This window comes from Streptomyces sp. NPDC088817 (assembly GCF_044750345.1).
In the GTDB taxonomy this organism is placed as follows: Bacteria; Actinomycetota; Actinomycetes; order Streptomycetales; family Streptomycetaceae; genus Streptomyces.
The window spans coordinates 96,040-110,782 of the sequence record NZ_JBIVJN010000015.1 but is presented as its reverse complement, the minus strand read 5'-3'; the positions used below and the strand labels follow the sequence as shown (position 1 = coordinate 110,782).

The 14,743-nt window shown below is 70.9% G+C and carries 16 protein-coding genes; 2 read left to right on the top strand and 14 right to left on the bottom strand.

Annotation, left to right across the window (positions count from 1 at the left end):
• Nucleotides 1-24: 24 nt before the first annotated feature.
• The 9 genes from ACIP4X_RS25660 to ACIP4X_RS25620 all read right to left on the bottom strand — a co-directional run bounded on the left by ACIP4X_RS25660 (nt 25) and on the right by ACIP4X_RS25620 (nt 10,148).
• Entirely contained in the window at nt 25-1,056 is a 1,032-nt protein-coding gene (locus ACIP4X_RS25660) for a hypothetical protein (RefSeq protein WP_401350809.1), read from the bottom strand.
• On the bottom strand, nt 1,044-1,697 hold the full coding sequence (locus tag ACIP4X_RS25655) for a hypothetical protein (RefSeq protein WP_401350807.1): 654 nt from the start codon (nt 1,695-1,697) through the stop codon (nt 1,044-1,046). Before ACIP4X_RS25655 ends, ACIP4X_RS25660 begins: the two co-directional genes overlap by 13 nt.
• 135 nt (nt 1,698-1,832) lie before the next feature.
• Nucleotides 1,833-2,735 carry a MauE/DoxX family redox-associated membrane protein gene (locus ACIP4X_RS25650; protein ID WP_401350805.1) on the bottom strand — a complete coding sequence of 301 codons (903 nt, stop codon included), beginning with the start codon at nt 2,733-2,735 and terminating at the stop codon, nt 1,833-1,835.
• Nucleotides 2,736-2,777: 42 nt separating this feature from the next.
• Nucleotides 2,778-3,398, bottom strand: coding sequence for a cell wall protein (locus ACIP4X_RS25645; RefSeq protein WP_401350803.1), 621 nt, complete (start codon nt 3,396-3,398; stop codon nt 2,778-2,780).
• Nucleotides 3,399-3,411: 13 nt separating this feature from the next.
• Nucleotides 3,412-3,615 (bottom strand): RlpA-like double-psi beta-barrel domain-containing protein, encoded by a 204-nt coding sequence (locus ACIP4X_RS25640; protein WP_324838204.1) that lies wholly within the window; start codon nt 3,613-3,615, stop codon nt 3,412-3,414.
• Nucleotides 3,616-4,035: 420 nt separating this feature from the next.
• A complete protein-coding gene (locus ACIP4X_RS25635; protein WP_326802674.1) occupies nt 4,036-5,433 on the bottom strand; it encodes an acyltransferase in 1,398 nt (465 codons plus the stop codon).
• Entirely contained in the window at nt 5,430-7,658 is a 2,229-nt protein-coding gene (locus ACIP4X_RS25630; protein ID WP_391457908.1) for a glycosyltransferase, read from the bottom strand. Before ACIP4X_RS25630 ends, ACIP4X_RS25635 begins: the two co-directional genes overlap by 4 nt.
• Entirely contained in the window at nt 7,658-8,761 is a 1,104-nt protein-coding gene (locus ACIP4X_RS25625) for a hypothetical protein (protein WP_326802676.1), read from the bottom strand. Before ACIP4X_RS25625 ends, ACIP4X_RS25630 begins: the two co-directional genes overlap by 1 nt.
• Nucleotides 8,762-9,146: 385 nt before the next feature.
• Nucleotides 9,147-10,148 (bottom strand): LysR family transcriptional regulator, encoded by a 1,002-nt coding sequence (locus tag ACIP4X_RS25620; protein WP_401350800.1) that lies wholly within the window; start codon nt 10,146-10,148, stop codon nt 9,147-9,149.
• Nucleotides 10,149-10,231: 83 nt separating this feature from the next.
• Here ACIP4X_RS25620 and ACIP4X_RS25615 point away from each other — a divergent pair, with 83 nt between their 5' ends.
• Nucleotides 10,232-11,461: an MFS transporter gene (locus ACIP4X_RS25615; protein ID WP_401350798.1), complete on the top strand. Its 1,230-nt coding sequence runs from the start codon at nt 10,232-10,234 to the stop codon at nt 11,459-11,461.
• Here ACIP4X_RS25615 and ACIP4X_RS25610 read toward each other — a convergent pair.
• Together ACIP4X_RS25610 and ACIP4X_RS25605 are read right to left on the bottom strand one after the other, a co-directional pair.
• Complete coding sequence (locus ACIP4X_RS25610; protein WP_358728125.1) at nt 11,432-11,614, bottom strand: DUF397 domain-containing protein; 183 nt, start codon at nt 11,612-11,614, stop codon at nt 11,432-11,434. The two genes, ACIP4X_RS25615 and ACIP4X_RS25610, sit on opposite strands and share 30 nt — an antisense overlap.
• Nucleotides 11,611-12,429, bottom strand: coding sequence for a helix-turn-helix transcriptional regulator (locus ACIP4X_RS25605; protein WP_358728123.1), 819 nt, complete (start codon nt 12,427-12,429; stop codon nt 11,611-11,613). Before ACIP4X_RS25605 ends, ACIP4X_RS25610 begins: the two co-directional genes overlap by 4 nt.
• 136 nt (nt 12,430-12,565) lie before the next feature.
• On the opposite strand from ACIP4X_RS25605, the gene ACIP4X_RS25600 reads away from it, so the two are divergent.
• Nucleotides 12,566-13,012 (top strand): ATP-binding protein, encoded by a 447-nt coding sequence (locus ACIP4X_RS25600; protein ID WP_358728122.1) that lies wholly within the window; start codon nt 12,566-12,568, stop codon nt 13,010-13,012.
• Between the two features lie 2 nt (nt 13,013-13,014).
• On the opposite strand, the gene ACIP4X_RS25595 is transcribed toward ACIP4X_RS25600, so the two are convergent.
• The 3 genes from ACIP4X_RS25595 to ACIP4X_RS25585 all read right to left on the bottom strand — a co-directional run bounded on the left by ACIP4X_RS25595 (nt 13,015) and on the right by ACIP4X_RS25585 (nt 14,689).
• Entirely contained in the window at nt 13,015-13,275 is a 261-nt protein-coding gene (locus ACIP4X_RS25595) for a hypothetical protein (protein ID WP_358728120.1), read from the bottom strand.
• 168 nt (nt 13,276-13,443) lie between these two features.
• Nucleotides 13,444-14,046 (bottom strand): response regulator transcription factor, encoded by a 603-nt coding sequence (locus tag ACIP4X_RS25590; protein ID WP_358728118.1) that lies wholly within the window; start codon nt 14,044-14,046, stop codon nt 13,444-13,446.
• Between the two features lie 31 nt (nt 14,047-14,077).
• On the bottom strand, nt 14,078-14,689 hold the full coding sequence (locus tag ACIP4X_RS25585; RefSeq protein WP_358728116.1) for a hypothetical protein: 612 nt from the start codon (nt 14,687-14,689) through the stop codon (nt 14,078-14,080).
• Nucleotides 14,690-14,743: the final 54 nt, after the last annotated feature.

The following is a 14,743-nucleotide window of genomic DNA, read 5'->3' as shown; positions in this document are numbered from 1 at the left end:
GGCGGCCGTCCGACTGCGGCGGGCTCAGCGGTTGACGGCCTGGATCTCCTGCACCCTGACGTCCTGGGTGTCGCCGAAGGTTCCCTCGGGCAGCTCGCCGCCCGTATCGCCGGTGCCCGTCCAGTGGATCTTCCAGGTGATGGTGGCTCTCAACCGGTACGAGCCATCGCCGGACGACCGCAGGTACTTCAGCCCGCAGGGCGGGGTGCGGTCGGCCTTCCCCTTGGCGTACGCCTCACCGATACGGCCACCGTCGATCGCGCAGACTCCCGACGCGGGGTAGGTCTCGGCGTCCGCCGTACCGGGGTCGATCCTCAGCGAGACGGGCTCGGCGGTGGTCGTCGCGGAAATCCCCAGCACCGGCACGGAAGCGGTCACGGAAACCGGCCGGAACCGCACCCCGTCCAGCCACGCCCAGGTGGGCAGATTCACCTTCGTCACCGCGGCCGGCGCGAGCGCCACCTCGGTACCGGGGACGCGGATCTCGTTGTAGGCGAGTTCGGCGAGGACGCGCGGCGTCACCGCGTTCTCGATGTCCGCGGGTGGAGCGGCGCCCTGGTCCACCCAGAAGATCGGCTCCTCGCACTTGTCCCAGCCCGGCGGGAAGTCCTTGTTGACGTACGAGTCCCACCAATAGCCCTTGCCGGCCTTGTCCTTGTTGAAGTCCTTGTACGGGTGCCCGTCGACGTAGCGGTCGCGCTGCGCGGCGTCCCACTCGTACCCGGTGGACTCGGCCTCCCAGATCGGCTCCAGGTACTTCTGCAGTTGCTCCGGCGTGTACTTCGGGGCATACCAGCAGGCGGGCGGCGTCCAGGCCGACACCGGAGCGACCGGCCCCGCGGAGCGGCCGGTGCCGTTCTTGGAACGATCGAAGACGATGCCGCCGGCGGTCGCGGAGATCGTGTCACCGTCGGCGCCACCCGAAGCGGTGCCGTCATTCCCGCCGTTGCTGCTGCCGCCGTGGCCGAAGCCCGCCCATGCCGGTGCCGGGCAGAGCAGCAGTGCGGCTGCGGCGGAGACGACGCATGCGCGTCGCAGATTGCTCACGGCTGACATACGGAGCTCCCCCGCTGCGACGCCAGCTTCTCGGTGACCCAGATGCCTTGCTTGTTGACCCGCAGTCGGCTGCTGTAGATGACGTAGTTGTCCTTCGACTGCGGGGTGACGTCCGTCTTCCCGGTTTTCAGGCTCTTGTTGTACGCCTTGTTCTGGTCTTCGCAGTAGACGAGGCTTGCCGTTCCGCCATCGTTGACCTGGACCTTGGCCGCGTAGAACCGCCTGACGCCGGTGATCCGGTCCTTGTAGTCCACGAATTCCTGGATGAACTTCTGACTTCCCGCCGCCGCCTCGCCCTCCGAGTAGAAGCGATACCCCGCGTCGAGCGGCTTCTGCTCGGCGATCGCCATGTCCACGGCCTTGATGAACTGCTGACTGTCGTAGAGGACGGCGTCCTTGGCGTTGTCCCCTGTCTTGGGCCACTCGAAGGTGTAGGTGAGATCCGACGGCAACTCGATCCTCGGTCGGCCCGCTGTCGCGGACGGAGTCGGGGAGGGCGGCGTTTTTGTATCCGTGTCCGCGCCCGCGATCTTGTCGTTGGCCTTCGCGTCGCCGTCACCCCCGCCGCAGCCGGCGAGGAGCAGGGCGGCCGTCGTGCCGGCGACGGCTGTGGTGAGCAGGCGGGTTGGGCGGCGGATCACAGCAGGCTCCTGGTGAGGCAGGCGGGCAGGGCGAAACAGCCGACACGCTACCGAGACCCCCACAACCGCACCAGCACGACGCCGACGGCTCACCGGCCCCGTGGGCGGGGGCGGTGAGCCGTGGGCGGCGGTGTATCAGCCGAGCGTCGGCAGGGATCTGCGCGGCCCGACCGCACGCAGCGAAGCCGTTGCCAGTGGCTCGCCGGTGTGCGCGTCGACGTAGTTGACGCGGACCGCCGGGTCGCCCGGGGTGTCCCGGCCGGCCGTGGCGTCCAGGGCGAAGACCACCGACACCGGCCGCGCCTTCTCCCCCGCCCCGTACACACCCGAGTACAGCAGGATCCGCCAGCCGTCCTCCTCCCAGTGGTCCAGCAGACCCGACCGGACCACCGGGAAGGCGGTCTGCCAGGCGAGGGAGTTCTCCAGCAGTTCCACGCTGGCGGCGACCGGCACCCGGTCCCCCGGCTCGCTGCCGAAGAGCGGATGCCCGAAGACACGCAGCCTCAGGCGGCGCAGCGGCAGCAGCCACCACCGGTCGAGGTCGACCGACAGCGCCACCAGAACGGCCGCAGCCACCGTCACGAACACCAGTGACCAACCGGGCCGTTCGGTGAGCGTGGACCACCAGGAGCCGTGCGCCACCGCCGCCGTCGCACCGCCCCCGAGCACCAGCGCGGCACGCGCGAACGCGCGCCAGGTGATCGGGGTGTCCTCGTTCGCCGAGCAGCCGCACGAGGACTCCGGGGCCAGCGCCCGGCCGTAGCCGAGATAGCCGAGGAACCCCGCCCCGAGGACGGCCGTGGCCGCGCCCGGCACCGGGTTCGCCGGCACGGCCAGCAGCCCCGCCGCGAGCAGGAGTTCCACGGCGCCGGTGCCGCGCAGCACCACCGCCGCCCGCTCGCTGCTGCGCAGCATCCGGGCCAGCGCCGTCTTCGGTGCCTGGCGCACGGTGTCCCGGTCGAAGAGCTTGACCGAGCCGGTCCACCCCAGCAGGCCCGCGAGGACCAGCGGTACGAGGCCCGTTGTCAGTGAGAGCATCCTTCCCTCCCCTTCTCCTCTTCTCCTCCTCGGATCAGGCCGTCAGTGCCCGACGGAGATACGGACGACGTCCACCGAGTTGTCGGACGGCCGCCACGCCCCGAGCACCTGGGCGCTCTGCCCGATGCGCAGCCGGGACAGGTCCGAGGTGAGCGCACGGCCCGCGTACGAGGCGTTCGTCGTGTCCTGGTGGACGTGGCCGACGAGCTCGTGCTGCCCGTGGGAGAGGTGCACCCGGTTCTTCGCGATGCCGCGGATCGTGGTGTCGAGGTTCACGATGTTCACCCACACCGCGTCGGCCGCGACGGTGCCGTCCGGCATCGGAACGCCCCGCGCGTACAGTCCGTCGCCGATCTCGATGTCGGCGGCGGTGGTCGGCCGGACCTTCCAGACGCTGGTGACGTTGGTCATCTGGACCCGGGAGTGGTCTCCGTAGGATCCCGCGACCTCCAGGACGCTGCCGGTGATGCCGGTGATCCGGCCCTCCACGAAGGCCGACTTGGGGACCGCCGGGTCGAGCGACGGCTCGGCGGCGAAAGCCGCGTCGGCGTCGAAGCCGCCGAGGGCGGACGCGCCGACGATGGTGGCGCCGCTGAGCGCGGCCGTGGTGAGGAAGCGCCGGCGGCCCAGGCCGCCGCCGTCGCCCTTCTGACGGTGGGTCATGACGAACTCCCCCTCACTCGTAGATGTAGACCGGCAGCTTGCCGGAGCTGAGATTGCCGATCGCCGAGAAGGCGGCCGGGGTCAGGTCCAGGACGCGGTTGGTGCGGCAGGCGCCGTTGCAGCAGGTGGCCTCGCCGCACCAGTCCTTGGTGCGCGGTCCGCAGTCGGTGATCGTGATGCAGACGGTGGCGCCGGAGCACTGGTGCCTGATGTTCATCACCGCACCGCAGCCGCGTCTGGGGATGTTCTCGCCGCACAGGTCGGGCCGGGTGATGTTCCAGCATGCCTGTGACGCATTGGGCCAGGCGCCGTGATTCGCGCTGGACTGGCAGTTGCCGCAGGCGCCGCCGCCCGCGCTGCCGCACGGACCCCAGGAGGATCCGCAACAGAACCAGCTCGTTTCACCGGCCCATAGGCTGGTCGATCCGCAAGCCATCGTGCCGTCTCCCTTAGTCGCTGAATGACGCATCTCGATTTTTGACGCGTGCATGACAATTTCAGTGCGAGGGTTGTGCGCACAAAGCACCCCCATGATGCGCCCGTCTACGCGCGTTGGCCAGAGTCCGGCGGCACTCCGACGGCTCCGTGCCCGGCAGAAGGACGGTGCCCCGCGCCCGAAGGACGCGGGGCACCCGGCTCAGTGGGCCCTCGCCGCCCGCTTCTTCTTCGCCCCGTTCGGCCACAGCCGCGGCTTGCGCTTCGCCGCCAGGTCCTCGACCCAGCCGACGCCGAGTATCGCGAGCGCGATCAGCGGCCAGACGAGTACGAACTGCCAGAGGAGCGCCGTCGAGTCCAGCCACGAGGTGGCCGTGTCGCTCTGCATGAAGGGCAGGTCGTAGGCCCGGTCGAGGATCGGCACCGTCGCCATGATGAGCAGGTTGTGCCAGAGGTAGATCGTCACCGCCCGGTTGTTGGAGAGGGTGATGAGCTTGTCCCACTTGGCCAGCCGGCCGGGCAGCGTCTGCCACGACGGGGAGTACTGCAACAGGATCACCACGATGCCGAACGACCACGTCGCCTGGGCGAGCGGGATGTCGTTCAGGTCCCAGCCGTCGGGGCCGAGGTGACCGGACGCCCACCACAGGCCGAACGCCATCAGCGCGGCCGCGCCGGACACCGCCGCGTAGCGCGGGACCTGCTTCAGCATGCCGTTGTTGTGGGCGAAGCCGAGCACCCAGCAACTGCCGTACACGGCGAAGTCCTCGACCGCGTTGCCGGTCTCGCCGGGGATGGTGACCAGCCCGGTACCGACCACGGCGGTGAGCGCCAGCGGGAACAGCAGGGTCGCCCACGGCACCCGGCGGAACGCCCACAGCAGCAGCGGGGACGCGACCACGAACCACAGATAGGCCCGCAGGTACCAGAGCGGACCCGCCGCCTGGTCCGCCCAGGTGTTCTCCAGCCACCCGGACTCGGAGCCGATGCTCAGGGGGTAGGGCGGGGCGCCGATCGGCACCAGGTAGTTGAACACGCTGACCGGGCCCCAGAAGTGGCCCCCGAGGTCCGGGTCCTTCCCCGGACTCCAGCCCTGCACGAACAGCAGGCCGAGCATCAGCGCGCTGAACACCCACAGCGGGGGCAGCAGCCTGCGCACCCTGCTCTTGATCACGGACAGGGCGGGCCGGTTGAGCGAGCGCGCCATGAGCGAGCCCGCCAGCGCGAACATCACACCCATGGACGGGAAGAGGACCGACAGCCAGGCCCAGCCGAAGAGGTGGTATGCCACCACACGCACCAGGGCGATGGAACGCAGCAGGTCCAGATAGCGGTCACGGCCGGGGACCGCCGGCTTCTTCTCCGCCCCGGCCGCGCCGGCCGCGTCGGCCCCACCGGTCGAGTCGGCGCCGGTGGTGTCCGCCGCAACCGCCCCGTTCACCGCGTCTGCCGTCTTCTGGGCGGGGATACTCACCTCGCCCGCACGGTCGTACGGCCACCCGGTGGGTGCCGGGGAGCCGTGGACGGGGTCCGGGCCCGGCGTTCCGGGTATGCCCGGCGGCGGCGTGCCGTCCGCCGTCCCGTACTCGTGTGCCGTCATCCGACGGGCCTCCGTTCACTGCCGCTGTCCGCCGTCCGCTGTTGCGGGATCGAGCCCGGCGCCTCCACCACGCCGGTGCGCCGCAGCTTCTGCCAGCGCAGCCGGCCGCCGGTGAGCGCCGTCATCCAGGACCGGAGCAGGACCACGTACATGAGTTGCCGATAGAGGATCTGCTGGAGCGGCAGCGAGACGAGGTGGCTCATCCGCTCGCGGTCCAGCCGGAAGGCGTACGCCGCGCAGATCGCCTGCACCGCCAGTACGCCGAGCCAGGCGCCGACGGTCTTCTCCGTGGGCCCGAACACCAGCCCGTACAGCAGGAAGACGTCGATCAGCGGGGCCAGCAGCGGGGCCACCACCATGAACAGGGAGACGAACGGCAGTCCCACGCGGCCGAAGCGGCCCGAGGGTCCCCGCTCCACGACGGCCCGGCGGTGCTTCCAGATCGCCTGCATGGTGCCGTACGACCAGCGGTAGCGCTGGGACCACAGCTGCTGCACGGACTCCGGGGCCTCGGTCCAGGCGCGGGCGTTCTCCGCGTACACCACCCGCCAGCCGTCCCGGTGCAGCGCCATGGTGACGTCGGTGTCCTCGGCGAGCGTGTCCTCGCTCATGCCTCCGACCCGCTCCAGCGCGGTGCGCCGGAAGGCGCCGACGGCTCCGGGAATGGTCGGCATGCAGCCGAGCATGTCGTACATCCGCCGGTCGAGGTTGAAGCCCATCACGTACTCGATGTGCTGCCAGGCCCCGATGAGCGAGTCCTTGTTGCCCACCTTGGCGTTGCCGGCGACCGCGCCGACCTTCGGGTCGGCGAAGGGCTGCACCAGCTCGCGGACGGTGGACGGCTCGAAGACGGTGTCCCCGTCCATCATCACGACGATGTCGTGACGGGCGTTCGCCAGACCGCGGTTGAGGGCGGCCGGCTTGCCCGCGTTGAGCTGCCGGACGACCCGCACCCCGGGCAGGTCCAGGTCCTCGACGATGCGGGCCGTGCCGTCGCTGGAGCCGTCGTCGATGACGAGCACCTCGATGGGGTGGTCGCCGACGACGAGGGAACGCACCGTGTTCTCGATGCACTTGGCCTCGTTGTACGCCGGGACCAGGACCGTCACCGGCTCGGTGATCGGCCCGTCGGGCCCCCAGCGGAAGTTCTTCCGGCGCACCCGGCGGGCGTGCACGACGGAGAGCAGCAGCATCAGGCCGAAGCGGGCCAGGACGAGCGAGCCGATGACCGCGAGGCCGACGACCAGCACTCCGGTGATCTCGTCCGATGCCTGTACGAGGAAGACCCACGCCCGGCCCTTCCACAGCTCCGCGCCGGCGACCGGGGTGTGCGCGCTGGGCGCGCCGAGTGCCTCGGTCAGGTTCTGGAACTTGTAGCCCTTGGCCTGGAGTTCGGGCAGGAGCCGCCCGAGCGCCTCGACGGTCTGGTGCCGGTCGCCACCGGAGTCGTGCATCAGGACGATGGCGCCGTCGCCGTGCTTCGGGGTGGCGTTGCGGATGATCTCGTCGACACCCGGCTTCTGCCAGTCCTCGGTGTCGATGTTGTTGAGGACCGTGAGGTATCCGCGGGAGCCGACGTACTGGGTGACCGGCCAGGACGCGTTGTCCATCGCGTCGGCGAAGGACGAGTACGGCGGCCGGAACAGCGACGTGCGGATGCCGGCGGCGCCCTCCAGTGCCATCTGGTTCTGGGAGAGCTGCCAGTCGATGCCGCTGTGCGACTTGTACGACAGGTCGGGGTGGTTGAAGGTGTGCAGCCCGATCTCGTGGCCCTCGCGCACGATCCGCTTGACCAGGTCCGGGTACTGCGAGGCCATGGTGCCGGTGATGAAGAACACCGCGTGCGCGTGGTGCTGCTTGAGCACGTCGAGCACCTGCGGGGTCCACTTGGGGTCGGGTCCGTCGTCGAAGGTGAGGACGACCCGCTGCCTGGGCACGCTCATGCTGGCGGCCTTGCCGCTGCGGGTGTCGATGACCGGGCCGCCCTCGAGGATCTTGTCGGGCACCTTGTCGGTGGCCGCCTCGGGTCTGATGCGGTAGTCGGCGAGGATCTCGCTGTGCACGTAGCCGCGCAGCATCAGCATCGCGGTCATCGCGACCAGCAGCATGACGGGGAGCACCCAGCGCATGGGCAGCCGTCGGCGTCGCAGGTTGACGTGTGCCGGGGCACGCTGGGGTCGCCCGTCGCCTCTGCTGGAGCGGCGACGGTTGGAACGGGAGGCCATCAGAGGACGTTCTCCGGAGAGTGGTCGGGTGTGGCGCCGGGCCGGTCGGCGGCGGCCGGGACGGTGGACGCGACGGGGTGCGCGGTGGCGGCTCCCCCTGCGTTGTTGTTGGTGGCAGCGCCGTTGTCACCCGGGTCGGCGCTGCCGGAGCTGCTCGGCTTCGGGTCGGGCGGGTTCGGCCCGGTCGACGGCGTCTTGGTGTCCGGGGGCAAGCCGTTGCCGCCGGTGTCGACGGGCGCGGGCGGTCCGTCCGGGGCCTTCTTCGTGCTGGTCGCGGACGGCGTGGGCCTGCTCGACGCGGTGGGCGTACCGCTGGGCACGGCCGGGGCTCCCGGTACGACGGTGGATCCCGCGGGCGGGCTCACACCGGCGCTCGGGGCGACGGGGGCCGAAGGGCCGGTACCGGCCTCGGGCGCGGCGCTGGTGTCCGCGGACGGGCTGCTGGACTCCGACTGCCGCGGCGACTCCTTGACCTTGCTCGCCGGCTGGTCGTCGGCTCCCGGGACCGGGACCGGCACCCAGGGGGCGGCCGCGTTGCCGGACAGCAGGGTGACGACGATGACGACCGCGTAGACCGCGCAGGCGAGGCCGATGGCCATGCCGAGGCGGCGGAAGCGGCGGCTGCGGCGGCCGGACTCGTCGACGAAGACGGGCCGGTCGGCCTCCTTGCCGGCGGGGCCGGCGGATCCGAGGGTGCCGCCCGGCCGCACGCTCACGGCGTCGAGCTGCACGGTGACCTCGTGCGGGTCGTGGGTCTCCCACGGGTCCTCGACCTGGACCCGCAGGGGGCCGGTGCCCGTGGGGCCGGTGCCGAGGGGGCCGAGCGGCTGCGTGCCCGGGCCGCCTACCCGGCCCTCGGGTGCCGCGGAGTCCGGCGTTCCGGGCAGTACCCGGGTCTCCGCCGCGGCCGCCGCTCCGGGCAGCATCTGCGTCTGGGCGGCCGCCGCGGGGTCGGCCGTCAGCCGGGAGTCCGTCGTCGGCCCCGGCCCGGGCAGTAGCTGCGTCTCCGCCGCCGGGGCCGGTTCGGCGGGGTGGCCCTTGTCGAACCAGGAACCCGCCCCCGCGCCCGGGCCCTCGCCGGGCCCCCGCGGGTGTCTGTGCACACCACCGCCGGAACCGGCCGGACCGGCCGCGGGCCAGGCGGTATCCGGCCATATGCCCTGGCCATCGAGTTCCGGGGCCACTCCCGGAAGATGGCCTGTTTCCGGTTCCGTGCCGAGGGCGTCGCCGGATATGAGCGACGCGCCCGGGTCCGCGGCCCCACCCCCCTCCCGGCCGCCCCCGGACGAGAATCCGGAGCCGTTCGGTTGGGCATGATCTGGCCATTTGTCGACGCGCACGTGCTTCCCCCCAGGGGCATGACTTCCAGAATCCGGGCCTACGCACTGTCGTCGGACCAGGGCCCCCACCCGGCCCAAGCGTCCCCTTTACCACGGTGCGCCCGGGTCCCCGAATGTATCGCATGTGGCCATGTCATGGAGATGGGTCTCACATGTGCGCAGCCATCACGGTCGCGTCCATGGCCGGAATCCATCCCTCCGCCGGCCTGCGCAACCATTCTTCCTCGTGCGCCAGTTCGGTAGCAGAACGTCTGAGCGCATCCAATCCGGGGTGAATCAGCCCTTTACGCCACACCAGTGATACCGGCGACAAAGGAACAGGGTCGACAAGCGGCCGCAGAACCGTCTGGGGCATCGCCGGGAAGTCGACCACGGCGAGAATCGGATTCCGGTACTTGGCCATGATCCGCCGGAACTCGGCCACACCGATCGCGAGGGGAGCGGGCGGCGCGACGTCGATGCCGCGCCCCTCGAACAGCTCACGCGCGAGGCCGGTCCACTCCGGCGTGCGGGGATTGCCCGCCCCCGCGTACACGGTCTCCCCGGCGAGGGCGTCGAGGGGCACCTGCTCCAGGTCCGCGAGCCGGTGCCCCTCGGGCAGGATGACGGCCATCGGCTCGTACCGCACGGGCTGGTGCAGCAGTCCCCGCCGGAGCGCGGGATCGAGCCCGGCGAACCGCCCGAACGACGCGTCGAGCCGGCCGGCCAGCATCTCGGCGGCGGCGCCGGTCAGACCGCTCTCGAAGCGGGTCATCAGCTCCAGGTGCGGGACCCGGGAACGCGCCCGGTCCAGCACCCGTTCCCCGAGCAGCCCCGGGCTGTTGACGTCGACGAGCAGCGGCCGCTCCGGCTCACCTCGGCCGAAGGCGTCGAGCAGCGCCCGCTGCGCCTGGAGCACGTGACGGGCGTACGGCAGCAGCCGGGTGCCCTCCGCGGTCAACGCGACCTGCCGGGTGGTCCGCACGAACAGCACGGCGCCCAACTCCCGTTCCAGCCGCCGGATGTCCCGGCTGAGGGCCTGCTGCGCGACGTACAGCCGCGCGGCGGCGCGCGTGAAGTGCAGCTCCTCGGCTACGGCGACGAAGGCGCGCAGCAGTCGGGGGGCGATCTCCTCGGCGGAGAGGTACGGCGGTCCGGGTTCGGCAGGCATCGGCAGAACTTACAACGCGGGTGCGTCAATCGCACCCGATCAGGTGTTGGACCGCAGGTCAGTGCGCGGGCGACGGTGACGGCATGCCGAAACCTCCCGCCCCGGCCGCCGCCGTGGAAGGCCGTGCCCCCCTCTTCGGTCCCTACCGCCGCCTGTTCGCCCTGCCCGGTACCCGTGCCTTCACCGCCGGGAACCTGATAGCCCGGCTGCCGTCGGGCATGTTCGGCGTGAGCGCGGTCGTCATGATCGCGAGTGCCCGCGGTTCGTACGCGCTGGCCGGCGCCGTCACCGCCACCGGCCTCGCGGCGACCGCGGTCACCGCCCCCTGGGTCGCCCGGCTGGTGGACCGGTACGGGCAGGCCCGGATCGCCGTGCCCGCCACCGTCTGCGCGGTCCTGGGCAGCCTGGCCCTCCTGCTCTGCGTCCACTACGACGCTCCCGACTGGACCCTGTTCGCCGCGTACGCCGCCACCGCGACCACCCCCAACACCGGCGGCATGTCCCGTGCCCGCTGGGCGCACCTGCTGCGGTCCGCCCCGGAGTCCCTGCACACCGCCATCTCCTTCGAACAGGCCGCGGACGAGCTGTGCTTCATGCTCGGCCCGGTCCTCGCGGCCTTCCTCACCGGCACGTTCTTCCCGGAGGCCGGCACGCTGGTCGGCGCCGTACTGCTCCTGACCGGCATCCTCCTGTTCACCGCCCAGCGCTCGACCGAGCCGCCGCCGAGTCCCCGCACTCCCGCGCGGGCACCTCTGCGCGCCCCCGGTATGCCCGCCCAGCTCGCCGTGTGCCTCGCCATGGGCGCGGTGTTCGGCGCGATGGAGGTCGTCACCGTGGCGTTCGCGGACGAGCGGGGCCATCGTTCGGTGGCAGGCGTGGCCCTCGGCCTCCAGGCGGCCGGTTCGTGTGTGGCCGGGCTGGTCTACGGGACCCTGCGACCGGCGGGCCCCGCCGTACGGCGACTGCCCTGGTGCGTGGCGGCGATGACGGCCCTCATGGCCCTGCCGCTGCTGGCCGCCACCCTGACCGGCTCCCTGCTCGCCCTGTCCGGGGCGCTGCTCATCGCCGGTACGGCGACGGCACCCACCATGGTCACCAACATGACCCTGGTCCAGCAGCGCTCCCCCGAGGGCCGCCTCAACGAGGGCATGACCCTCGCGGTGACCGGCCTGCTCGGCGGCATCGCCTGCGGCAGCGCGACCGGCGGCTGGATGGTCGAACACGTCTCGGCGACGGCGGGTTACGCGGTCCCGGTGACGGCGGCGGCGGTCGCGCTGCTGATCTCAGTGAGCGGCGTACGCGAGAAACTCTGACCAGGCGTCGACGTCCACGGCGAAACGCGGGCTGTCGAGGCCGAGTTTGGAGTCACGGACGTGGACGGTGCGGGGGGAGGCGGCGACCTCGACGCAGGCGCCGCCTGAGGAATCGCTGTAGCTGGACTTGAACCAAGACAGCTGCTCGCTCATAGCTCCTCCGCCAACTTCTTGATGAACCGGGCCGACTCGTCAACGCTAAGCGCCTGCGAGCGGATCATGCCATAGCGTTGTGCGAGCGCGCTGATCTTGGCTCCGTCCGCGTACAACGCTCCTGTCTCCTGGCCTTCCACATGCGCGTACACATCATGCTCGGCAGTCTCGACAAGAATGAGGGCTCCGCTGAGCGCCACAGTGGGAGCCAGCGCGTGCGGCAGCACCTGGAGCGTCAGGTTGCGTAGTCCGCCGACTTCCAGCAGGTGCTCAAGCTGCCTTCGCATGACGGCCCTGTCACCGATCACCGCCTTCAAAACGGCCTCGTGCATGACGAAGGTGAACTGCGCAAGCGGCTTGCTGACCAGCTTTTCCTGCCGCTTGAGCCGCGCAGCTACGCGCTCCTCCACGGTCTCCTCGTCCAGCGGCGGGCAGTCACTGCCGATCAACTGGCGCGCATATTCCTCGACCTGCAACAGACCGGGGACCAACAGGGGCTCGTACCACTGCACTGTGATGGCCTCGGCCTCCAACGCCACGTACTGCTGGGTACGCTGCGGGAACGGCTCAGGCTTCAGGAACTCGTGCGCGGCAACCAACTTGCCGCGCGCCTGGCACAGCTGATCAGCGACCTGCAAGAACCGCAGCGTTGGTCGACGGCGCCCGCACTCCATCGACTTGACGTACTCGTAGTCGTAGCCGGCCTCTTCCGCCAGGGCCTGCCGGGCGACCTGGGCCTCCTCCCGCCAGAGCTTGATCTGCGCACCGCAGTAACGCCAGTTCTGCTGCGCCTGCTGGGATTCCCCCGTAGCCACGCGCCCTCACCCGCCTCCCACCGCCGCACCGTGTACATCACGCTGCGTACCCGACCCGATACTTCAGAGGCTAGGCGCAGGCCACCACCCTTATCCCACCGAACGACGGAGAATCACACGCAAGGAACCAGCCCGTATGCCGACACCGCACCGCTCACCCACCGCGCTCCCCCAGGACATCGAGTTCCGTTTCCCCCGCGACGCGCGGAGTGTGGGACGGGCCAGGCTGCTCCTGCGCGAACAGGCAGCGTCGTGGAAAGTGCCCGACGACGTGACGGAGACGGCGGTGCTCCTGCTCAGCGAGCTGATGACGAACGCCTACCGCCACGCGAAGGCGCCGGGCAGGGAGATCCGGGCGCGCTGCGTACGGAGCGAGGAGGGGCGCCTGCGCGTCTCGGTCACGGACGCCAACGACACGCTGCCCGCACCCCGGGAGGCGTCACCGGAGGACGAGTCGGGCCGGGGCCTGGCGCTGGTGGAGGCGCTGGCGGACGACTGGGGCGCGGAACACCGCCCGGGCGGGCTCGGCAAGACGGTGTGGTTCGAACTCGCCCCGGGCGAGAGGGCACAGGGAGAGGAGTGATGTCAGTGCTGGTCGGGATCGTCTTCGCGCGGCTCTTTCCCGTCCTCCGCGCCAGCGGCCGCCGACCTCTCCCGCCGGATGCCTTCGCGGACGAACCAGATCGCCACGAGGGAACCCAGCATGGCCGGCAGGAACCACACGAGCGTCCACGGCCCGCTGAACACCGCGCCCAGCACGGCCGATCCGTAAACCAGAACGGCCAGAGCTGAAACCGCGATGATCTCGGCCCGCGCTCGCCCTGCCGTACTCAGCCGCCCCGCCATGGAAAACCAGCACTCCCCAACTGCTGTGCGCGCCTGCCGCACCGTGCCCGAGGGGCGGCGGGCACGCATTGGTCGGCCCTGATCGGATCACGCGGCGGGGGATGCGGGGAAGTGAGATCTTCACGTACTCGCGTGGCGGTGTGCGGTCCGTCTGTGCGATACGGCGGCCTACAGCCAGCCCTGGCGTTCGGCGATGCGGACGGCGTCGACGAGGGTGCGCGCGTGGAGCTTGCCGACGGCGGAGGAGAGCCGGTTGCGCACCGTGCCCAGGCTCAGGAAGAGATCGGCGGCGATCTCACGGGCGTGGGCGCCCGAGGACGCCAGCCGCAGCACCTCGGTCTCCCGCTCGGTCAGAGGGCTGACCGTGTCGGCCCCGCCGTCCCGCATGCGCGGGTCGATCACGCGTCCACCGGCGGCGACCCGGCGAATCGCGTCCGCGGTCTCGGCGGGAGTCACGGACTTGAGCAGGTAGCCGGACGCTCCCGCGCTCAGGGCACGCCCCAGATACCCGGGCCGGTCCAGCGCCGTGAGGATCAACGTGCGGCACTCGGGGAGCTGTTCGGCGAGCGCGGAGGCGACGGCGATGCCGTCCACGATGGGCAGGTCGATGTCGAGGAGGACCACGTCGGGCCGCAGCCGTTCGGCCTCCGTGAGCGCCGAGGAGCCGTCGGCGGCCTCGCCGACGACGCCGATCCCCAACTCCCCCGAAAGCAACGCCGTCAGCCCTGACCGCACCACGGCATGGTCCTCGACGACCAGCACTCTGATCACCGCCCGATTGTGCCTCACGGAGCCGAGGCGCTCACGTCGTGGGCATGCCGTCCACTTCGTCCTGGACGGCCTTGCCGACGTGCGGCTCGAACGCTTTGAGGACGCTCCAACTGGCGCCGTCGTCAAGGAGTTTCCAGGTGGCCGTGGGGCGGGCCTCCATCGCCACGGTCGCGGTGTCGTGGTCCGTGGTGATGGAGACGTGGAACCTCACCGGGGTGCTCAGCGACTTCCTGCAGATGAGGGTGAGCTTGCCGTGGGTGAATTCCTTGACCTCGTCGATCTCGGGAGCCGGGAGCTGCTTGAGAGCGTGCAGCACACTGTCGGTGAGCTGGTAGGCGGTCGTGCCGGGCCGTATCGGCACGTGGATCTCCGCGGTGCACGGCAGGGGCACGGCCTCGGCGGACAGTGGCAGGCCGTGGCGCGAAGCCGCACGCGCGGCCTGCCACGTGTTCGACGTGGCGCCCACGACGGCCAGGACGGCGCCCACGGCGAGCCCGAAAAGCGACCCCTGGAGCAGCGCGGCCGCCCAGGCGCTCGCGTCTTCCCAGATCAGTGCACCGGCCATGGCGCCGCAACAGATAACGAAGATCACGGCGATGGGCCCGGCAGCACGGCGTACGACCGCGAGCCAGTAGCTGAACATGGGTGGAATCCGTTTTCTGTGAGGGGTGAACCGGACTGGTCCGGTGCCTGGTGG